This window comes from Salmonella sp. SJTUF15570 (assembly GCF_043357055.1).
GTDB lineage: Bacteria > Pseudomonadota > Gammaproteobacteria > Enterobacterales > Enterobacteriaceae > Salmonella > Salmonella enterica.
Genome location: NZ_JBEUKJ010000014.1, coordinates 85339 through 106292, shown reverse-complemented (window position 1 = coordinate 106292; position 20954 = coordinate 85339). Strand labels below are relative to the sequence as shown.

At 53.6% G+C, this 20954-nt stretch carries 24 protein-coding genes and 1 tRNA gene; 6 read left to right on the top strand and 19 right to left on the bottom strand.

The genetic code is table 11. The annotated features are described in order from the left end of the window. Positions 1-109: 109 nt before the first annotated feature. The 7 genes from tnpA to rlmE form a co-directional block, all read right to left on the bottom strand. The gene (gene tnpA / locus ABVN44_RS21495) at positions 110-568 is read right to left on the bottom strand and encodes an IS200/IS605-like element IS200F family transposase (protein ID WP_000502119.1); all 459 of its coding nucleotides are present in this window, start codon (positions 566-568) and stop codon (positions 110-112) included. A 182-nt stretch (positions 569-750) separates the two neighbouring features. Further along, positions 751-837: transfer RNA gene (locus ABVN44_RS21490), tRNA-Leu, on the bottom strand. A gap of 13 nt (positions 838-850) precedes the next feature. After that, the gene (gene secG / locus ABVN44_RS21485) at positions 851-1183 is read right to left on the bottom strand and encodes a preprotein translocase subunit SecG (RefSeq protein ID WP_000272680.1); all 333 of its coding nucleotides are present in this window, start codon (positions 1181-1183) and stop codon (positions 851-853) included. Positions 1184-1405: 222 nt separating this feature from the next. Next, positions 1406-2743, bottom strand: coding sequence for a phosphoglucosamine mutase (gene glmM / locus ABVN44_RS21480; RefSeq protein WP_000071169.1), 1338 nt, complete (start codon positions 2741-2743; stop codon positions 1406-1408). Beyond that, positions 2736-3584: a dihydropteroate synthase gene (folP, locus tag ABVN44_RS21475; RefSeq protein WP_000764711.1), complete on the bottom strand. Its 849-nt coding sequence runs from the start codon at positions 3582-3584 to the stop codon at positions 2736-2738. Before folP ends, glmM begins: the two co-directional genes overlap by 8 nt. A 104-nt stretch (positions 3585-3688) precedes the next feature. Next, positions 3689-5623, bottom strand: a complete 1935-nt coding sequence (gene ftsH, locus ABVN44_RS21470) for an ATP-dependent zinc metalloprotease FtsH (RefSeq protein ID WP_001107481.1) — start codon at positions 5621-5623, stop codon at positions 3689-3691. A 103-nt stretch (positions 5624-5726) separates the two neighbouring features. Then, on the bottom strand, positions 5727-6353 hold the full coding sequence (gene rlmE / locus ABVN44_RS21465; protein WP_000145974.1) for a 23S rRNA (uridine(2552)-2'-O)-methyltransferase RlmE: 627 nt from the start codon (positions 6351-6353) through the stop codon (positions 5727-5729). 126 nt (positions 6354-6479) lie between these two features. On the opposite strand from rlmE, the gene yhbY reads away from it, so the two are divergent. Next, a complete protein-coding gene (yhbY, locus tag ABVN44_RS21460; protein ID WP_001592995.1) occupies positions 6480-6773 on the top strand; it encodes a ribosome assembly RNA-binding protein YhbY in 294 nt (97 codons plus the stop codon). Positions 6774-6928: 155 nt separating this feature from the next. Here the strand turns inward: yhbY and greA are convergent, their stop codons facing one another. Continuing rightward, positions 6929-7405 (bottom strand): transcription elongation factor GreA, encoded by a 477-nt coding sequence (gene greA / locus ABVN44_RS21455; RefSeq protein WP_001148008.1) that lies wholly within the window; start codon positions 7403-7405, stop codon positions 6929-6931. A gap of 247 nt (positions 7406-7652) precedes the next feature. Here greA and dacB point away from each other — a divergent pair, with 247 nt between their 5' ends. Continuing rightward, a complete protein-coding gene (gene dacB / locus ABVN44_RS21450; RefSeq protein ID WP_001212686.1) occupies positions 7653-9086 on the top strand; it encodes a serine-type D-Ala-D-Ala carboxypeptidase in 1434 nt (477 codons plus the stop codon). Positions 9087-9216: 130 nt separating this feature from the next. On the opposite strand, the gene cgtA is transcribed toward dacB, so the two are convergent. The 4 genes from cgtA to rplU form a co-directional block, all read right to left on the bottom strand. Further along, on the bottom strand, positions 9217-10389 hold the full coding sequence (cgtA, locus tag ABVN44_RS21445; protein WP_000673556.1) for an Obg family GTPase CgtA: 1173 nt from the start codon (positions 10387-10389) through the stop codon (positions 9217-9219). Positions 10390-10404: 15 nt separating this feature from the next. Then, positions 10405-11370, bottom strand: a complete 966-nt coding sequence (locus ABVN44_RS21440; RefSeq protein WP_023232450.1) for a DMT family transporter — start codon at positions 11368-11370, stop codon at positions 10405-10407. A gap of 129 nt (positions 11371-11499) precedes the next feature. Beyond that, on the bottom strand, positions 11500-11757 hold the full coding sequence (gene rpmA / locus ABVN44_RS21435; protein ID WP_000940593.1) for a 50S ribosomal protein L27: 258 nt from the start codon (positions 11755-11757) through the stop codon (positions 11500-11502). Positions 11758-11776: 19 nt separating this feature from the next. After that, positions 11777-12088: a 50S ribosomal protein L21 gene (gene rplU, locus ABVN44_RS21430; RefSeq protein WP_000271396.1), complete on the bottom strand. Its 312-nt coding sequence runs from the start codon at positions 12086-12088 to the stop codon at positions 11777-11779. A gap of 257 nt (positions 12089-12345) precedes the next feature. Here rplU and ispB point away from each other — a divergent pair, with 257 nt between their 5' ends. Together ispB and sfsB are read left to right on the top strand one after the other, a co-directional pair. Next, positions 12346-13317, top strand: coding sequence for an octaprenyl diphosphate synthase (gene ispB, locus ABVN44_RS21425; RefSeq protein WP_001047354.1), 972 nt, complete (start codon positions 12346-12348; stop codon positions 13315-13317). A gap of 231 nt (positions 13318-13548) precedes the next feature. Continuing rightward, positions 13549-13836, top strand: coding sequence for a DNA-binding transcriptional regulator SfsB (gene sfsB, locus ABVN44_RS21420; RefSeq protein WP_000444167.1), 288 nt, complete (start codon positions 13549-13551; stop codon positions 13834-13836). 58 nt (positions 13837-13894) lie between these two features. On the opposite strand, the gene murA is transcribed toward sfsB, so the two are convergent. The 7 genes from murA to mlaF all read right to left on the bottom strand — a co-directional run bounded on the left by murA (position 13895) and on the right by mlaF (position 18758). Continuing rightward, positions 13895-15154 carry a UDP-N-acetylglucosamine 1-carboxyvinyltransferase gene (murA, locus tag ABVN44_RS21415; RefSeq protein ID WP_000357288.1) on the bottom strand — a complete coding sequence of 420 codons (1260 nt, stop codon included), beginning with the start codon at positions 15152-15154 and terminating at the stop codon, positions 13895-13897. A 53-nt stretch (positions 15155-15207) separates the two neighbouring features. Beyond that, complete coding sequence (gene ibaG / locus ABVN44_RS21410; RefSeq protein WP_001518349.1) at positions 15208-15462, bottom strand: BolA family iron metabolism protein IbaG; 255 nt, start codon at positions 15460-15462, stop codon at positions 15208-15210. A 187-nt stretch (positions 15463-15649) separates the two neighbouring features. Next, entirely contained in the window at positions 15650-15946 is a 297-nt protein-coding gene (gene mlaB / locus ABVN44_RS21405) for a lipid asymmetry maintenance protein MlaB (protein WP_000188844.1), read from the bottom strand. Then, positions 15946-16581: a phospholipid-binding protein MlaC gene (gene mlaC / locus ABVN44_RS21400; RefSeq protein WP_000476475.1), complete on the bottom strand. Its 636-nt coding sequence runs from the start codon at positions 16579-16581 to the stop codon at positions 15946-15948. Before mlaC ends, mlaB begins: the two co-directional genes overlap by 1 nt. 18 nt (positions 16582-16599) lie before the next feature. Next, on the bottom strand, positions 16600-17151 hold the full coding sequence (gene mlaD, locus ABVN44_RS21395) for an outer membrane lipid asymmetry maintenance protein MlaD (protein WP_001193591.1): 552 nt from the start codon (positions 17149-17151) through the stop codon (positions 16600-16602). Between the two features lie 4 nt (positions 17152-17155). Next, positions 17156-17938: a lipid asymmetry maintenance ABC transporter permease subunit MlaE gene (gene mlaE, locus ABVN44_RS21390; protein ID WP_000925786.1), complete on the bottom strand. Its 783-nt coding sequence runs from the start codon at positions 17936-17938 to the stop codon at positions 17156-17158. Positions 17939-17945: 7 nt separating this feature from the next. Then, a complete protein-coding gene (mlaF, locus tag ABVN44_RS21385) occupies positions 17946-18758 on the bottom strand; it encodes a phospholipid ABC transporter ATP-binding protein MlaF (protein ID WP_000531566.1) in 813 nt (270 codons plus the stop codon). A gap of 212 nt (positions 18759-18970) precedes the next feature. On the opposite strand from mlaF, the gene ABVN44_RS21380 reads away from it, so the two are divergent. Next, positions 18971-19948, top strand: coding sequence for a calcium/sodium antiporter (locus tag ABVN44_RS21380; RefSeq protein ID WP_000922731.1), 978 nt, complete (start codon positions 18971-18973; stop codon positions 19946-19948). 13 nt (positions 19949-19961) lie between these two features. After that, the gene (kdsD, locus tag ABVN44_RS21375) at positions 19962-20948 is read left to right on the top strand and encodes an arabinose-5-phosphate isomerase KdsD (protein WP_000018619.1); all 987 of its coding nucleotides are present in this window, start codon (positions 19962-19964) and stop codon (positions 20946-20948) included. The last annotated feature ends 6 nt before the right edge of the window (positions 20949-20954 follow it).

The following is a 20954-nucleotide window of genomic DNA, read 5'->3' as shown; positions in this document are numbered from 1 at the left end:
AATAAATATCCTCCGGCATAGCCGGAGGTTTTTCAGATGCGCCTGTAAGGCTCTCTTACCAGCCGCGCCCTAACAGGCGCATACGATCTGACATTTGCATCAAACTTCGTTACTTACGGCCCGTAAACGGGCTGCCCGGATAAGGGATCGATAATTGCTCACCCATTTTATCCTCTTCAAGCTGGTGCTTTATGTAGTCCTGTATCTTCGCCGTGTTCTTACCCACCGTATCGACATAGTACCCTCTGCACCAGAACTCCCTGTTCCTGTATTTGAATTTTAGATCCCCAAACTGCTCGTAAAGCATCAGACTACTTTTACCCTTCAGATATCCCATGAAGCTCGACACACTCATCTTCGGCGGGATCTCCAGAAGCATGTGAATATGATCTGCACAACATTCCGCTTCCAGAATTCGTACGTTTTTCCATTCACACAATTTTCTTAATATGCTGCCTACTGCCCTACGCTTCTCTCCATAGAACGCTTGTCTTCGGTATTTGGGCGCGAAAACTATGTGATATTTACAGTTCCATCGGGTGTGCGCTAAGCTCTTTTCGTCCCCCATTGGGACCCCCTTTTGATTTCTTGTTGAACTTTTGCAGTTGCCAGACCGCAAGATGTTTTAACAAATCAAAAGGGGTTTTAATAACTGGCTTAAAGCTGAAAGCTTTCCGGAACCCCCAGCCTAGCTGGGGGTTTTCCATAGACAAAAAAAAGACGCTTTTCAGCGTCTTTCTTTCGGAATATTGGTACCGAGGACGGGACTTGAACCCGTAAGCCCTATTGGGCACTACCACCTCAAGGTAGCGTGTCTACCAATTCCACCACCTCGGCACGGATACTGCTATTAGCGCGGGATATCGCTGGTCGGCTGGGCCGGTGCAGCAGGTTGAGTCTGCTCGGTCTTCGCCGGCGCGCTCAGATTTTCCCACTCGCTTCCTTTATTGGTTTTGTTGCTATTGATATTACCCAACACCAGACTGATGATGAAGAACAGCGTCGCCAATACCGCCGTCATTCGGGTCATGAAGTTACCAGAACCACTTGAACCAAATAGCGTAGCGGAAGCGCCTGCTCCGAAGGAGGCTCCCATATCAGCGCCTTTACCTTGCTGCAGCATGATCAGACCTACAAGGCCAATTGCCACAATAAGGAAAACAACTAAAAGAGCTTCGTACATAATCAACCTGTTCCTTGCGGAGTTGCCGCGTACCAATGCTTCTACCAATAAAGCGGGATTTTTACTGTTTCCCACTGAAGCGGGTGTGAATACTAACCAAAGCGAATGACCTTCGCAAGGGCAATTTAAGCGCATTGTATCAACTGCGGAAAAAAACAGCAAAAGCGTTGTTTTTTGCGGGCCGTAAGGCGGCAACCGCCGCCTTTTTAGTCACTTAAACGCTTAAACGGCTTTTACCGCATCCGCGATACGATGGGCGAATGCCGTAACCTGCGCTTCATCCTCGCCTTCCACCATCACGCGAATCAGCGGTTCGGTACCGGATTTACGTAGCAGTACCCGCCCACGATTGCCGAGCGTGGCTTCTACGTCCGCCGTTACCGCTTTCACCGCTTCATTTTCCAGCGGATCGCCGCTACCGGCGGTGTAACGCACGTTAACCAGAATCTGCGGGAACATTTTCATACCGCTGCACAGATCGTGCAGACTCATATGATTACGCACCATCGCCGCCAGAACTTGTAGCCCCGCTACAATACCGTCGCCAGTGGTCGTTTTATCCAGCAGAATAACGTGACCAGAGTTTTCCGCGCCGATGCGCCAGCCTTTTTCCTGCAATTTTTCCAGCACGTAGCGGTCGCCCACTTTCGCCCGGGCAAACGGAATGCCAAGCTGCTTGAGCGCCAGCTCCAGCCCCATATTGCTCATCAGCGTCCCCACCGCGCCGCCGCGCAGTTGCCCCTGGCGCAGCCCTTCGCGCGCGATGATATACATGATCTGATCGCCATCGACTTTATTGCCTTCATGGTCAACCATGATGACCCGGTCGCCGTCGCCGTCAAGCGCGATGCCGAGGTCCGCCTTCTCCGCCAACACGCGCGCCTGCAACGCGCGCACGTCGGTCGCGCCCACTTCTTCGTTAATGTTGACGCCGTTTGGCTCACAGCCGATGGCGATAACGGTCGCGCCCAGCTCGCGCAGCACATTCGGCGCGATATGGTAGGTAGCGCCGTTGGCGCAATCCACAACCACTTTCAGGCCGTTGAGGCTCAGTTCGTTCGGGAAAGTGCCTTTACAGAACTCAATATAGCGTCCGGCGGCATCGACGATGCGGCTCGCTTTCCCCAGCTCGGCGGAGTCTACGCAGGTGATCTCTTTTTCCATTTCGGCTTCGATGGCTTCTTCCACATCGTCAGGCAGTTTCGTACCGTCGATAGAGAAGAATTTAATGCCGTTATCATAGAACGGGTTATGCGAAGCCGAGATAACGATACCCGCCTCCGCGCGGAAAGTCCGCGTCAGATAGGCGACGGCTGGCGTTGGCATAGGTCCGGTAAACGAGGCCGACAGTCCCGCAGCGGCAAGGCCCGCCTCCAGCGCGGACTCCAGCATATAGCCGGAAATACGCGTATCTTTACCGATAATGATTTTACGCGAGCCATGACGCGCCAGCACTTTTCCGGCAGCCCAACCCAGTTTAAGCACGAAATCAGGTGTAATGGGGGCATTGCCTACACGTCCGCGAATCCCATCGGTACCGAAATATTTACGATTACTCATAGCGTTTGTTTCCCTTTGCAGACAGAGTGGCTTCTACCACCCGCATCGCCTCTACGGTTTCTTTGACGTCATGGACGCGAATGATCTGCGCGCCCTGCATCGCGGCAATTACCGCGCACGCAAGGCTGCCGTTCAGACGGTCTGATGGTCCCACGTTAAGTAACTGACCAACCATCGTTTTACGTGACATGCCCACCAGCAGCGGCAGGTTAAAATGATGAAACTCACCCAGTCGCGCCAGTAAGGTATAATTGTGAGAGAGATTTTTACCGAAACCGAATCCTGGGTCGAGCAACAATTTCTCTTTTGCGATGCCGGCCTTCTCACAACGTGCTATTTGCTCAATAAAGTAGCGATTCACCTCGGCAAAGACATCGTCATATTTCGGCGCCTCCTGCATGGTTTTGGGGTTGCCCTGCATGTGCATAAGACTGACCGGCAAGCCGGTTTCCGCTGCCGCTTCCAACGCGCCGGGCTCGGAGAGCGAACGGACATCATTGATAATATGCGCGCCCGCCCTTGCCGCTTCACGGATCACCTCGGGTTTAGAGGTATCCACAGAAATCCACACTTCAAAACGTTGCGCGATTGCTTCCAGTACCGGAATAACGCGATCCAGCTCTTCTTCCACGCTCACTTCCGCCGCGCCTGGTCGCGTTGATTCCCCCCCCACATCAATAATTGTCGCCCCGGCATTCACCATTAAATTCGCATGTTTCACCGCCTCAATCAGCGTGTTATGCGCGCCGCCGTCGGAGAACGAATCCGGCGTTACGTTCAGGATACCCATAACATGCGGATGAGTGAGATCGAGCGTGGCGCCCTGAGCGAAGAGTTTCATGGTCAAAATCCCTGTTTTATTTGTGGTGAGTTAAAAAAAGAAAAACCCCGGGGCAAGCCCCAGGGTTTCGGTGAGCGCTAAACATAATGTTGTACAACAAACGTTTATTTGTCGCCCAGCTGCTCTGACATCGTGTTGCCCGGGTTCGGCGTGCGTGGTTCATCAACCGGACGCGGCGCCTGAGGCGTACCATTGCTGTCAGAGTTATTGGTGCCGTTTGGATCTTCCCAGCCCGCAGGCGGACGCACTTCACGACGCGCCATCAGGTCATCAATCTGCGGCGCATCGATGGTTTCATATTTCATCAGCGCATCTTTCATCGCGTGCAGAATATCCATATTGTCAGTCAGGATCTGACGAGCGCGATTGTAGTTACGTTCAATCAGCGCTTTCACTTCCTGGTCGATGATACGCGCAGTTTCATCAGACATATGTTTCGCTTTTGCGACGCTACGGCCGAGGAACACTTCGCCCTCTTCTTCCGCGTACAGCAACGGACCAAGTTTCTCCGAGAAGCCCCACTGGGTGACCATGTTACGCGCCAGGTTAGTCGCGACTTTAATGTCGTTCGACGCGCCGGTAGAAACATGCTCAACGCCGTAGATAATCTCTTCCGCCAGACGGCCGCCGTACAGCGTGCTGATTTGGCTTTCCAGCTTCTGACGGCTGGCGCTGATCGCGTCGCCTTCAGGCAGGAAGAAGGTCACGCCCAGCGCACGACCACGCGGGATAATCGTCACTTTGTGCACCGGATCGTGTTCCGGCACCAGGCGACCGATAATCGCGTGGCCCGCTTCGTGGTACGCGGTCGACTCTTTCTGCGCTTCCGTCATCACCATGGAGCGACGTTCGGCGCCCATCATGATTTTGTCTTTCGCTTTCTCGAACTCAACCATCGACACAACGCGCTTGTTACCACGAGCCGCAAACAGCGCCGCTTCGTTCACCAGGTTCGCGAGGTCAGCACCGGAGAAGCCCGGCGTACCGCGCGCAATGATCGCCGCATCAATATCCGTCGCTAACGGTACGCGACGCATATGCACCTTCAGAATCTGCTCACGACCGCGAACATCCGGCAGGCCTACCACCACCTGACGGTCAAAACGACCTGGACGCAGCAGCGCCGGGTCCAGAACGTCCGGACGGTTGGTTGCCGCGATAACGATGATACCTTCGTTACCTTCGAAGCCGTCCATCTCAACCAGCATCTGGTTCAACGTCTGCTCACGTTCATCGTGACCGCCGCCCAGACCTGCGCCACGCTGGCGACCTACGGCGTCGATTTCATCGATGAAGATAATGCACGGCGCCGCTTTCTTGGCCTGTTCGAACATGTCACGCACACGAGATGCGCCGACACCGACGAACATTTCCACAAAGTCAGAACCGGAAATCGTAAAGAATGGCACCTTCGCTTCACCCGCAATGGCTTTTGCCAGCAGGGTTTTACCGGTACCCGGCGGGCCGACCATCAGGACGCCTTTCGGAATTTTACCGCCCAGCTTCTGGAAACGGCTCGGTTCACGCAGGTATTCGACCAGTTCCGCCACTTCTTCTTTCGCTTCGTCACAACCCGCGACGTCAGCAAACGTGGTTTTGATCTGATCTTCCGTCAGCATACGCGCCTTGCTCTTACCGAACGACATGGCGCCTTTGCCACCGCCGCCCTGCATCTGACGCATGAAGAAGATCCAGACGCCGATCAGCAACAGCATCGGGAACCAGGAAATGAAGATAGAAGCCAGCAGGCTTGGCTCTTCAGGTGGTTCGCCAACAACCTTGACGTTTTTAGTCAGCAGGTTATCAAGCAGCTTCGGATCATTAATCGGAATGTAAGTCGTGTAACGGTTACTATCTTTCTTGGTAACGTTGATCTCACGTCCGTTGATACGCGCTTCGCGAACCTGGTCCTGATTGACCTCTTGCAGGAAGGTAGAGTAATCCACCTTACGGCCATTAGACTCGCTGGGCCCAAAGCTCTGGAATACTGACATCAGCACAACGGCAATGACCAGCCAGAGTATTAGGTTTTTCGCCATGTCACTCAAGGGATTAACCTCTTATTACAACTGTGTTAAAAACAGCGTCAGGATACTCTATATCCAGTTTCTTTCAAACCTTACGTCTGAAATCTGCCGGTTATCACTTTCGCCCGGTCGCTACAATGTACACTTCACGCGAACGCGCACGCGAAGAGTCCGGCTTACGAACTTTAACCTTCGTAAACAGGGAGCGAATTTCCCTTAGATACTCATCGAAACCTTCGCCCTGGAACACCTTCACTACAAAACTTCCGCCTGGCGCCAGCACATCGCGGCACATCTCTAACGCCAGCTCCACCAGATACATGGCGCGGGGGATATCCACCGCCGGTGTTCCGCTCATGTTTGGTGCCATATCCGACATGACAACTTGTACTTTACTGTCACCCACGCGTTCCAGTAACGCTTTCATGACAAGTTCATCACGAAAATCGCCCTGAAGAAAGTCCACACCAACGATAGGATCCATAGGTAAAAGATCACAAGCGATGATGCGGCCTTTGCCGCCAATCTGCGTGACCACATACTGTGACCAGCCTCCTGGCGCAGCGCCGAGATCAACTACCGTCATTCCCGGCTTAAAAAGTTTGTCACTTTGCTGTATTTCATCAAGTTTAAACCAGGCACGGGAGCGTAGCCCCTTTTTCTGCGCCTGTTGAACATATTTATCGCTAAAGTGTTCCTGAAGCCAGCGGCTTGAGCTGGCAGAACGCTTTTTACCTGTCATTTAACTTTCCCGTCGGGGCAGTTCATCGTAGCCAATGGCGTAAATTTCTACACGCCTATTTGGCGATATAAGGGAGATGGCGGTAGAATGACCCGTTTTCAATCCCAACGTAAGCAAAAATATACGATGAATCTGAGTACTAAACAAAAACAGCACCTAAAAGGTCTGGCACATCCGCTCAAGCCTGTTGTTATGCTTGGCAATAATGGTTTGACCGAAGGGGTACTGGCCGAGATTGAACAAGCGTTAGAGCACCATGAACTTATCAAGGTGAAAATCGCCTCGGAAGATCGCGAAACAAAAACCTTGATCGTGGACGCTATCGTGCGCGAAACCGGCGCCTGTAACGTACAGGTCATCGGTAAAACGCTGGTGCTGTATCGCCCAACTAAAGAGCGTAAAATCTCGCTGCCGCGTTAAGGATATCCTAAAGTCGAACACAAAATCTGTGTAAAACGAGGGGTTTTCCACGAGCAGGAGAGCAAAATGCCACGCTCTCTCCGTTGATAAAAGGCCGCTATGCGGCCTTTTTCCTTTCTTTACAATACACCAACAATTTGCGTATTGAGTACTGCTTAAAGGTATTCCACTTTAAGCACTTCGTATTCCACATCGCCGCCAGGCGTTTTGATCACCACGACGTCATCCTGCTCTTTGCCGATCAGACCGCGAGCGATTGGCGAGTTTACCGAAATGAGATTTTGCTTAAAATCCGCCTCATCATCGCCAACAATGCGGTAGGTCTGCTCTTCGTCGGTGTCCAGGTTCAGCACCGTGACGGTAGCGCCGAAAATCACGCGACCATTGTTCGGCATTTTAGTGACATCAATCACCTGCGCATTCGACAGTTTTGCTTCGATATCTTTAATGCGCCCTTCGCAGAAACCCTGCTGTTCGCGTGCAGCATGATACTCCGCGTTTTCTTTTAAATCGCCATGTTCGCGCGCTTCGGCGATAGCGGCGATGATTTCAGGACGGCGCACAGATTTCAGAAAATCCAGCTCTTCGCGCAGTTTTTCGGCTCCGCGTAAGGTCATCGGAATAGCTTGCATTTGTTATACCTCTTGAACATTCCTGTAGGGGGCAATGAACTCTACCCCGGCTGCTAAGCCAGCCCCGGCATATGCCATACCAGGGTCAGAAGCAAAAAAACACCAACCCGGGCGCGCAGTCCCAGGTCAGCTACAATTTCCTCTTTGATAACCATTTTACCCTGGAGTTCCCTATGGGTCATCGTTTACTTTTTAGGGCGTTGCGCCGTAGTATGACGGCTTGTTTCCAGGGTGTTAGCGCGAGATTATGCGATTTTCCAGATTTATCATCGGATTGACCACCAGTATAGCGTTCAGCGTTCAGGCCGCGAATATTGACGAATACATCAAACAGCTTCCGGCCGGCGCCAACCTCGCGCTGATGGTGCAAAAGATTGGCGCGCCCGCGCCGGCTATTGATTATCATAGTCAGCAGATGGCGCTTCCCGCCAGTACCCAAAAGGTGATTACCGCGCTGGCGGCGCTGATTCAACTCGGCCCGGATTTCCGTTTTACGACCACGCTGGAGACTAAAGGCAACGTCGATAACGGCATCCTGAAAGGTGACGTAATTGCGCGCTTCGGTGGCGATCCAACGCTAAGACGTCAGGATATTCGCAATATGGTCGCGACGCTGAAAAAGTCCGGCGTCACGCAAATCGACGGCAATGTGCTTATCGACACGTCGATTTTCGCCAGCCACGATAAAGCGCCAGGCTGGCCGTGGAACGACCTGACGCAGTGTTTCAGCGCGCCTCCCGCCGCCGCCATTGTTGACCGCAACTGTTTTTCTGTGTCGCTTTATAGCGCGCAAAAACCAAACGATTTAGCCTTTATTCGCGTGGCCTCTTATTATCCGGTAACGATGTTCAGCCAGGTACGGACTCTACCGCGCGGTTCGGCAGACGCGCAGTATTGCGAGTTGGATGTGGTGCCTGGCGATTTGAACCGTTATACGCTTACCGGCTGTTTACCACAGCGCGCCGACCCGCTGCCGCTGGCCTTTGCTATTCAGGACGGCGCCAGCTACGCGGGCGCGATCCTCAAGCAGGAACTGAAAGAGGCCGGGATAACTTACCGCGGCACGCTGCTGCGCCAGACGCAGGTTAACGAGCCCGGAACGATCGTCGCCAGTAAACAGTCGGCGCCACTGCACGATCTGCTTAAGATTATGCTGAAAAAGTCAGACAACATGATCGCCGATACTGTTTTTCGGATGATTGGTCATGTCAGGTTTAACGTGCCTGGCACCTGGCGGGCGGGATCGGATGCCGTTCGCCAGATCCTGCGCCAACAGGCGGGAATTGATATCGGCAATACCATTATTGCCGACGGTTCCGGTCTTTCTCGCCATAATCTGATCGCTCCCGCCACGATGATGCAGGTGCTGCAATATATCGCCCAACACGATAACGAGCTGAACTTTATCTCTATGCTGCCGCTGGCGGGCTATGATGGTTCATTACAATACCGCGCCGGGCTGCATCAGGCGGGCGTAGACGGTAAGGTTTCAGCGAAAACCGGGTCACTGCAGGGCGTGTATAATCTGGCGGGCTTTATTACCACCGCAAGCGGGCAACGGATGGCATTTGTACAGTATTTGTCCGGCTACGCGGTTCCACCTGCCGATCAGCGTAATCGCCGAATCCCGCTGGTACGCTTCGAGAGTCGGTTGTATAAGGATATTTATCAGAATAACTGAGTGCATTATTGCCGGATGGCGGCGCTAACGCGTCTTATCCGGCCTACAACGAACATAATAAAACGGGCCGCAAATGCGGCCCGTTGGCTTTTATAGGCCGGATAAGCGTAAGCGCCATCCGGCTACGAGATTAACGTTTGTAGATGAACTCGACGCCTTCTTCGTCGTCTTCATCCCAGTCGTCATCCCAGTCATCGTCTGCGTCTTCTTCCACTTCAGCCAACTGCTGGCGATGATAATCGTCCCACATGAACTCGACTTTTTCCGGCTGTTTTGCTTCTTCAGCCTGCGCGATCGGATTCTCGATGATAAAGGTCATCACATCCCAGCAGAGATCTTTCACCCCTAGCTGGCTGGCGGCGGAAATCAGATAGTATTTCCCTTCCCAGCCCAACGCTTCGGCGATCGCTTTCGCTTTCTCTTCCGCTTCGGTTTTATCCATCAGATCGATCTTGTTGAACACTAACCAGCGCGGTTTAGCCGCCAGATCCTGGCTGTATTTTTCCAGTTCGCCAATAATGATACGGGCGTTTTCCACCGGATCGGAACCGTCGATCGGATCGATATCAATGAGGTGCAGCAGTACGCGGCAACGTTCGAGGTGCTTCAGGAAGCGAATCCCCAGGCCCGCGCCTTCCGCCGCGCCTTCGATCAACCCCGGAATGTCGGCCACCACAAAACTCTTTTCGCTGTCCATACGTACCACGCCCAGGCTCGGCACCAGCGTGGTAAACGGATAGTCCGCGACTTTCGGTTTTGCTGCCGATACCGCACGAATGAACGTTGATTTACCGGCGTTTGGCATCCCCAGCATCCCGACATCCGCCAGCAGCATCAGTTCCAGCAGCAGGTCGCGCTTATCGCCCGGCGTACCATTGGTTTTCTGGCGCGGCGTACGGTTAACCGAGGATTTAAAACGGGTATTGCCTAACCCATGCCAGCCGCCCTTCGCGACCAACAGACGCTGACCGTGTTTGGTCATGTCGCCCATCGTTTCACCGGTTCCCTGGTCGATAACGCGCGTACCGACCGGCACTTTAATGGTCACGTCTTTACCGCGTTTACCGGTACAGTCGCGGCTCGCGCCATTCTGACCACGTTCAGCGCGGAACGATTTTTCAAAGCGGTAATCGATCAGCGTATTCAGGTTTTCATCGGCTTCCATCCAGACGTCGCCGCCGTCGCCGCCATCACCGCCGTCCGGGCCGCCTTTCGGGATATATTTTTCGCGGCGGAAGCTCACACAGCCATTACCGCCATCACCTGCAACGACCAGAATCGATGCTTCATCAACAAACTTCATTTTATTCTCCGTAAATCATTCGCCTGAGCGGGGTTGCGAAACCACCGTTTCATGCTTGCGTAAACCGCCCCAAATACGATGACCAATGGCGGAATACATCGCGCCCGCAACCACGACAAACGCACCGAGATAACCTAAAAGGTTTAACATCGGTCTGGCGAAGAAATCGGGCCAGGCCATAGATAAAAGATCTGAAAACAGCAGGGTAAATAGCGGTGTAAGCGTGATTATCGCGCTCACCTGCGCCGCCTGCCAACGCGCCATCGCTTCCGCCAGGGCGCCATATCCTACCAGCGTATTTAGCCCGCAGAAAATCAAACAGGCGAGCTGCCAGTCGCTCAGTTGCGCTATCACCATCGGTTTTGCCAGCGGCAAGAGCGCCATCGTACATAAAGTGTACAGTAAAAACAGGATCTGCTGCGAGGCCAGACGTCGCAATAATACTTTTTGCGCCACGCCATAGCTCACCCACACCATCGCCGCGCCTACGCCAAAAATAACGCCCCAGGTGTAGTCGGTCAGTCGGGTAAAAATCTCGATCAGACTGGTGTTAAAAAACATCACCAGCCCGCTCAATAACATCAGCGCGCCAATCACCTGCGTACCGCGCATCTTTTCTTTCAGAATAAAGACGCTGGCGACCATCATGCCAACCGGCGAGAGCTGGCCGATAACCTGCGACGCGGTTGGGCTTAAATATTGCAGGGAAGAACTGAACAAAATGAAATTACCGAACAGTCCGCAGGTCGCTATCGCCAATAACACCAACCAGCGCGGCTTACGAAAAATACGCAGCGGCGGCAGCTTTCTTTTTACTGCCAGTATCGCCCCGAGGCCAATACTGGCCATTAAGAAGCGGTAGAAGACAATGGTTGAAGGCTCCATCACCTCCAGCACTTGCTTCATTGCTATTGGCAACGCTCCCCAGCACATCGCGGTAGTGAGCGCTAAAAGAATGCCAATGCCTGCCTGCTGCTTCATGCCGTGTTCCCTGCAAAGACCCGTTAACGGCATTCGCACAGCCACACGGGTATATTTTAGTCGGTCATCGAATGTAAAAAGCCCCGCAACAGGTGCGGGGCTTTCATCCGTTACCGGACCACAAAAAACTTACTCAGCAACGATGCTGATGTATTTACGGTTTTTCGGGCCTTTAACTTCGAATTTCACTTTACCGTCTGCTTTAGCAAACAGAGTGTGGTCACGACCGCAACCAACGTTGGTGCCAGCGTGGAATTTAGTACCACGTTGACGAACGATGATGCTGCCTGCCAGAACTGCTTCACCGCCAAAGCGTTTTACGCCCAGACGTTTAGCTTCAGAATCGCGACCGTTACGAGTCGAGCCGCCAGCCTTTTTATGTGCCATTTAATCTGCTCCCCTAATCTTAAGCGCTGATGCCGGTAATTTTCACATCAGTGAACCACTGACGATGGCCCTGCTGCTTACGGTAGTGTTTACGGCGACGAAACTTAACGATTTTAACTTTCTCGCCACGACCGTGGGCAACAACTTCAGCTTTGATTACGCCGCCATCAACGAAAGGAACGCCGATTTTGACTTCTTCACCGTTTGCGATCATCAGAACTTCAGCGAACTCGATAGTTTCGCCAGTTGCGATGTCCAGCTTTTCCAGGCGAACGGTCTGACCTTCGCTTACTCGGTGTTGTTTACCACCACTTTGGAAAACCGCGTACATAAAAAACTCCGCTTCCGCGCACACCTTTCAATGATTCAGAGCGCGCTATAAATATTCACAATAGGGCGCGAATATTACGCAAATTGCACGGCTTTGACAAGTGCTACCATCAATACATGAAGAAAAAAAACACAACGCATACGGTAACGTTTATCTGCGGCGTTTTTTCAGTACAATCAGGGTATATTTCTAACCATAAACCCTACGTTACCTCATTCAGACATGGGATAATCGGGGCGATAAGCCCGGCTTTTGCGATGAATTTAGAAAAAATCAACGAGTTAACCGCGCAAGATATGGCGGGTGTCAATGCGACAATCCTTGAACAGCTTAATTCCGACGTTCAACTGATTAATCAGCTAGGATATTACATTATTAGCGGCGGCGGAAAACGCATTCGTCCGATGATTGCCGTTCTTGCCGCGCGTGCGGTGGGTTATCAGGGTAACGCGCACGTGACTATCGCCGCTCTGATCGAGTTTATCCATACGGCGACGCTGCTACATGATGATGTGGTGGATGAATCTGATATGCGTCGCGGCAAAGCGACGGCAAATGCCGCTTTCGGTAATGCCGCCAGCGTGTTGGTCGGCGACTTTATCTATACCCGCGCCTTCCAGATGATGACCAGCCTCGGCTCGTTAAAAGTGCTGGAAGTGATGTCGGAAGCGGTCAACGTGATTGCAGAAGGCGAAGTGCTGCAATTGATGAACGTGAATGACCCGGACATTACCGAAGAAAATTACATGCGGGTGATTTACAGTAAAACGGCCCGTCTGTTCGAAGCTGCCGCCCAGTGCTCCGGTATTCTCGCCGGTTGTACGCCTGAGCAAGAGAAAGGGTTGCAGGACTATGGCCGCTACCTTGGTACGGCTTTCCAGCTCATTGACGATCTGCTGGATTACAGTGCCGACGGCGAGCATCTCGGTAAAAATGTGGGTGATGACCTCAATGAGGGCAAACCCACCTTACCGTTGCTTCACGCCATGCGCCACGGTACGCCAGAACAGTCAGCGATGATCCGTACCGCTATTGAACAAGGTAATGGCCGTCATCTTCTGGAACCGGTTCTGGAAGCGATGACCACCTGCGGCTCGCTGGAATGGACGCGTCAGCGAGCGGAAGAAGAAGCCGACAAAGCGATATCCGCGTTGCAGATATTGCCGGATACCCCATGGCGTGAGGCGCTAATCGGTCTCGCACACATCGCGGTGCAGCGCGATCGTTAATGCCGTTCTCTTATCCCGCGTACTGCGCGGGATATCCCATTAAGTTCTAATAAACTCCAGATACCCTATCGCCTGTCTTTCACATACTCATCCAGGACTTCCCCTGGCATATTCTGAATATTGCCGCCACTTACATGAACTTTTTAGAACATTCCTTCACGAAGCGTTATAGTATCGAACGTCGTCGGGTTGTTAAAACCGTAAGTGATTAACCTAAGGAGTGATGGATGTATGGAAAGCAAGCTTATTGACTGGCATCCGGCCGATATCATTGCCGGACTACGTAAAAAAGGGACTTCAATGGCCGCTGAGTCACGCCGGAATGGATTGAGTTCATCCACGCTGGCCAATGCATTAACGCGCCCGTGGCCGAAAGGAGAGTTGATTATTGCGAAAGCATTGGGAACGGAACCCTGGGTTATTTGGCCATCGCGTTATCACGATCCGCGCACGCATGAGTTTATCGACAGAACGCGGCTTATGAGAGCGCGTAATAAAGACAAACAGAATGTAGAGTAAGTGCCTGTAAAACAACCCCCGCAATCGCGTTCGCGGGGGTTATTCAGCGTACAGAAGGCTATTCGCCTTTCACGCGTTCAATATTCGCGCCTAGCGCGCGCAGTTTGTCTTCGATGCGCTCATAACCGCGATCGATGTGATAAATGCGATCCACAATCGTCGTGCCTTCCGCAATACAGCCCGCCAGCACCAGGCTCGCAGATGCCCGCAGATCTGTCGCCATGACCTGGGCGCCAGAGAGCGTTTCTACACCATGGCATATGACGGTATTGCTTTCAATTTCCGCACGCGCGCCCATGCGGCTGAGTTCAGGCACGTGCATAAAACGGTTTTCAAAGACGGTTTCAGTGATAAAGCCCGTCCCTTCCGCCACCAGGTTCAGCAACGTGAACTGCGCCTGCATATCGGTCGGAAATGCCGGGTGCGGCGCGGTACGGACATTGACCGCCTTCGGCCGTTTGCCGTGCATGTCCAGACTAATCCAGTCCTCGCCCACTTCGATATCCGCGCCAGCATCGCGCAGTTTCGCCAGTACCGCGTCCAGAGTGTCCGGTTGCGCGTTACGGCAGAGGATTTTGCCGCGAGAGATCGCTGCCGCCACCAGGAAAGTCCCCGTTTCGATACGATCCGGCAGCACACGATAAACGCCGCCGCCCAGACGCTCTACGCCCTCGATCGTAATACGATCGGTGCCCTGCCCGGCGATCTTCGCCCCCAGCGTAACCAGGAAGTTAGCGGTGTCGACAATTTCCGGCTCGCGCGCGGCGTTTTCAATGATGGTCGTCCCTTCCGCCAGCGTAGCGGCGCACATAATGGTGACGGTCGCGCCGACGCTGACCTTATCCATCACGATATGCGCCCCTTTAAGACGTCCTTCGACGGAGGCCTTTACGTAGCCCTCTTCCAGCTTGATGGTCGCACCCAGTTGTTCCAGACCGGTAATATGCAGATCAACCGGACGCGCGCCGATAGTACAGCCCCCCGGCAGAGAGACTTGTCCCTGACCAAAACGGGCAACCAGCGGCCCCAGCGCCCATATCGAGGCGCGCATGGTCTTAACCAGATCATAAGGCGCGCAGAACACGTTCACCTGGCTGGCGTCAATGTGTACCGATCCATTGCGTTCCACTTTCGCGCCTAATTGGCTCAGGAGCTTCATCGACGTATCCACGTCTTTCAGTTTTGGAACGTTTTGGATCTCTACCGGTTCTTCTGCCAGCAGAGCGGCGAACAGGATCGGCAGCGCGGCGTTTTTGGCGCCGGAAATTGTGACTTCGCCCTGGAGCGTCGTTGGCCCCTGTACACGAAATTTATCCATTATTGTATTCTCAGTTAAGCATTCATCTCCGCTACCGGCAGGTTACCCGTAGCTTAAAATCCGTTAAGTTTACGATCGCGCGCCCATTCCGCCGGGGTATATGCTTTGATCGATACGGCATGGATACGGTTGTCCGCAATGTACTCCATTAGCGGCCCATAGACCGTTTGCTGTTTCTTGACCCGGCTCATGCCGTCAAACATCTCGCCCACGGCAATAACCTGAAAGTGACTGCCATCGCCGGAGACGTGGACTTCCTGGAGGGAGAGGGCATTCATCAGCACACTCTGAATTTCATGATTTTCCATGGGTTCTTTATTCGTCAAATAGTGAAAACAGCCCAACATCTTAGAGCAAAGTCGCGCCGTCTTAAATAAGCAAAAGATTACGCTGATAAATCAGCGCGGTAAAAGTGCCGGATGGTGCTGCTAACGCAACTTATCCGGCCTACGGGGATCATGCGAAGTGTAGGCCGGATAAACCATCCGGCATTCATTACATACGGGGAAGTACGTCTTCGGGCAAGTTATATAATTGCGCCAGCGCGTAAACCTTGTCGTTAACGCCAGACAGCGACACGGCATTGCCCTGCTTTTTTGCCTGGTTCACAAGGTGCGCCAGCAGCGCCAGTCCCCCCGTATCCACCCTGGAGATCTGGCTCAGGTCGATACGGGTAACGCCAGTCATCGCTTCTACGCGCGCGTCCCATAGCGGCGCCAACACGTCCTGATCCAGCTCTCCCGCCAGCACCAGAGTGTCCGCCTCACGCGTCCAGGTGAGTTGCGGCGTCATTACTGTTTCTCGTCCAAAGTAATTTTCTGTTGAGAGATAGATTTCAGTTGTGCGGTCAGGCCGTCGATGCCTTTAGTACGCAGCAGATCGCTCCACTCATTTTGCTTGGTGGTGATCATGCTGACGCCTTCCGCAATCATGTCATACGCCTGCCAGTTGCCGGTCTGAGTGTTTTTGCGCCACTGGAAATCCAGGCGTACCGGCGGACGACCGTTGGGATCGATAATCGTTACACGGATAGGCACAATGGTCGCATCGCCCAGCGGTTGCTCAGGCGCTATCTGGTAAGTCTGACCGTGGTACATCGCCAGCGCCTGACCGTAGGCCTGTTTCAGGTATTCGCGAAACGCGGCAAAATAGGCTTCACGCTGCGCCGGGGTCGCCTCTTTGTAGTAGCGGCCCAACACCAGCGCGCCGGCATATTTTACCTGCACGTACGGCAGAAGTTCCTGATCAACAACGTCTCGCAGGTAATCCGGATTGGCACGAATTTTCGGCTGTTCGTTTTTCAGGCGATCAAAAGTTTTCTGCGCCGCCTCGTTCATCAGTTTATAAGGATTGCTCTGATCCGCTGCCGTTGCTGCGCTTAATGGCGCAATGACCAGCAGGGCCACCATCATCAGTCGTTTAAACATGCCTCAATTCTCCTGAGATTATTTCGTTTCGCCCGCGGGCGTTGTGGCTTCAGTATGACCTTCCGTTGCGGCTGGCGCATCGCCAGAATTCTTATTGTCGTCGCCTTTGCTGTTATAAAGGAACTGGCCAATCATATCTTCCAGCACCATTGCAGACTTGGTGTCCTGAATCGTACTCCCATCTTTGAGGATAGACGTTCCCAGCTCAGGATCTTCAAAACCGACGTTTAATGCCAGATATTGCTCCCCCAGCAGCCCGGAAGTACGAATACTCAACGAGCTGGTATCGGGAATATGGTTATAACGCTCTTCGATGTCGAGCGTTACGCGCGGCAGGTATGTTTTCGGATCAAGCGAGATATCTTCAACCCGCCCGACAACCACCCCGCCGATGCGTACCGGGGAACGCACTTTCAGACCGCCGATGTTATCGAAGGTCGCATAAACCTTATAGGTCGGCTCCGTGCGCATAGAGGTCACATTTGCCGCCTTCAGGCAAACAAACAGCGCTGCCAGCAACGCTACCAGCAAAAAAACGCCTACCCAAATTTCATTTTTTTTCGTTTGCATGAACTCAATTCCCAAACATCAGTGCGGTCAGCACAAAATCCAGCCCCAGAACGGCCAACGATGCGTGAACCACGGTACGCGTCGTTGCCCGGCTAATCCCGGCAGAAGTCGGTATTGCGTCATAACCGTTGAATAACGCAATCCATGTTACCGTAATGGCGAACACCACGCTCTTTATCAGACAGTTCACCAGGTCCATACGCCAGTCGACGGCATTCTGCATCGCGGACCAGAAGAACCCGGCGTCGATTCCCTTCCAGCTTACGCCGACCAGCGAGCCGCCCCAGATACCGACCGCCACAAAGATAATGGTCAGTAGCGGCAATGAAATCACGCCCGCCCAAAAGCGCGGCGAAATCACCCGGCGCAATGGATCGACCGCCATCATCTCCATACTGGAGAGCTGCTCCGTCGCCCGCATCAGGCCGATTTCCGCCGTCAACGCCGACCCGGCCCGCCCGGCAAACAGCAACGCCGCGACCACCGGTCCCAGCTCGCGCAGCAGCGAAAGCGCCACTAACATGCCAAGACTGGTCTCCGCGCTGTAAGTGGTCAGAACCAGATAGCCTTGCAGCCCCAGCACCATACCGATGAATACGCCGGAGACAATAATGATAAGCATCGACAAGACGCCCACATTATAAAGCTGGCGCACCAGCAGCGGCGCATGTTTGCGAAACTCCGGCTTACCGATAATCGCATTGAATAACATTAACCCGGCGCGCCCGAACGTCCTGACGGTTTTGATCCCGCTGTGTCCGAGTGCTGCCAGCGCATTTAACAGCATGAGTGGCTTAACTCCCTGTTTCGAGTAAATCAAGGTGATAGTCGCCCGCCGGATAGCGGAACGGAACCGGCCCGTCGGCAATGCCGTCAAGGAACTGACGCACGCGCGGGTCCGTATTCTCCTGCAACGCCTGAGCGCTACCGTGAGCGACGATTTTTTTGTCCGCCATAATCCAGGCGTGATCCGCAATACTGAGCACCTCTGGCACATCATGCGAGACCACCACGCAGGTCACGCCCAGCGCGCTGTTCAATTCTGAAATCAGCTTCACCAGAACGCCCATGGTAATCGGGTCCTGGCCAACAAACGGCTCATCGAACATGATGAGATCCGGTTCCAGAGCGATGGCGCGCGCCAACGCGGCACGGCGCGCCATCCCACCGGAGAGCTCGGAAGGCATCAGTTTTGCCGCGCCGCGCAGCCCGACAGCTTCCAGTTTCATCATCACGACGCTTTTTAGCAGCGGCGCGGGTAAATTGGTGTGCTCCCGTAGCGGATAGGCCACATTGTCAAACACGTTCATGTCGGTAAACAGCGCTCCCGACTGAAACAGCATACTCATACGTTTACGGACGGTGTAGAGCCGCGAACGGGACATGGCCGGCACATTCTCGCCATCAAATAAGATCTCGCCCTTATCCGGCGGGATCTGTCCGCCAATCAGGCGCAACAGCGTGGTTTTACCGATGCCCGACGGCCCCATGATCGCCGTGATCTTCCCGCGCGGCACCGTCAGGGAAATATTATCGAAAATGCAGCGTTCGCCACGGGAAAAGCTGACGTCGCGCATATCGACTAAATTGGCCGCAGACTGACCCATTGATTCATCCTTCGTATTGCCTTGTTGAGGTAACCATGGCGCTGAATTTAACCATGGGTTCGACATAATTACAGAATATTAACTGACAGGGTTAGCGAAAGCTGGCATTCGTTTTACTTTTTAGCCGCATAAAGTCAAAATTAGGACTTCGTTACGGCTTCCAGATATCCCTTCCAGGGGACCGGCGAGTATACCTGAAGAAAGGACTTTAGATGCTTTTAGCGATGGCGCTACTCATAATTGGTTTGCTTCTGGTGGCCTACGGCGCCGATCGTCTGGTGTTTGCGGCCTCTATTTTATGCCGTACATTCGGTATTCCCCCGCTGATCATCGGGATGACGGTCGTGAGTATCGGCACCTCGCTGCCGGAAATTATTGTGTCGGCCGCCGCATCGCTACACGGTCAGCTCGATTTGGCCGTCGGTGCGGCGCTCGGTTCTAACATCACCAATATTTTGCTGATCTTAGGGCTGGCGGCGCTGGTTCGTCCATTTACCGTGCATTCCGATGTTCTACGTCGCGAATTGCCATTAATGTTATTTGTTAGCGTGATAGCCGGTTCCGTACTGCATGACGGACAGTTAAGTCGCAGTGATGGTATCTTTCTCCTGCTTCTGGCTGTGCTATGGCTGTTATTCATTGTTAAAATCGCGCGTCTGGCCGAACGCCAGGGGAATGACAGCCTCACCCGCGAACAACTGGCGGAGCTACCGCGCGAAGGCGGGCTCCCCGTCGCGTTCTTATGGCTGGGCATTGCGCTGGTCATCATGCCGATGGCGACGCGCATGGTAATCGATAACGCTACGGTGCTGGCGAACTATTTCGCCATGAGTGAATTAACGCTCGGTCTGACAGTCATCGCCGTCGGCACCAGTCTGCCAGAGCTGGCGACGGCGATTGCCGGCGTGCGAAAAGGCGAAAATGATATTGCCGTTGGTAATCTCATTGGCGCCAATATTTTTAATCTCGCCATCGTGCTGGGACTGCCTGCGCTGATCGCGCCGGGGGAGATCAACCCGCTGGCGTTTGGGCGAGATTATAGCGTGATGTTGCTGGTTAGCGTGGTTTTCGCTTTACTTTGCTGGCGGCATCCGCGCCAGATTGGCCGGGGCGCAGGTATACTGCTGACCGGCGGGTTTATCGTATGGCTGGCGATGCTCTATTGGCTATCGCCACTTCTTGTTGGATAACTGGAAACGGATTATGTCGCATTTAGCGTTGCAACCGGGGTTTGACTTTCAGCAGGCAGGCAAAGAGGTCCTGGAAATTGAACGTGAAGGCCTGGCGGAGCTTGATCAATATATCAACCAGCATTTCACGCTGGCCTGTGAAAAAATGTTCAACTGCACCGGAAAAGTGGTGGTCATGGGGATGGGGAAATCCGGCCATATCGGACGGAAAATGGCCGCCACGTTCGCCAGTACCGGCACCTCTTCCTTTTTTGTACATCCAGGCGAAGCCGCGCACGGCGATTTGGGGATGGTTACGCCGCAGGATGTGGTTATCGCTATCTCCAACTCCGGCGAATCCAGCGAGATCGCGGCGCTAATACCGGTGCTTAAACGGCTGCACGTACCGTTAATTTGCATTACCGGGCGACCGGAAAGCAGCATGGCGCGTGCGGCAGATGTGCATCTGTGTGTTAAAGTGCCCAAAGAAGCGTGTCCGTTAGGCCTGGCGCCTACCACTAGTACCACCGCAACGCTGGTGATGGGCGACGCGCTCGCCGTGGCGTTGTTAAAAGCGCGCGGCTTTACCGCCGAGGATTTCGCTCTGTCGCATCCTGGCGGCGCGCTGGGACGTAAGCTACTGCTGCGCGTAAGCGATATTATGCATACTGGCGATGAGATCCCGCATGTTAATAAACATGCCACCCTGCGTGATGCGCTGTTAGAAATTACGCGTAAAAATCTCGGTATGACCGTCATTTGCGATGAATCCATGAAGATCGACGGTATCTTCACCGACGGCGATTTACGTCGCGTGTTCGATATGGGCGGCGATATGCGCCAGTTGGGGATCGCCGAGGTGATGACGCCAGGGGGCATTCGCGTGCGTCCCGGTATTCTCGCTGTCGATGCGCTGAATTTAATGCAGTCCCGCCATATCACCTCCGTACTGGTTGCTGATGGCGACCAGTTACTCGGTGTGTTACATATGCATGATCTCCTGCGTGCAGGCGTCGTGTAGAAACTC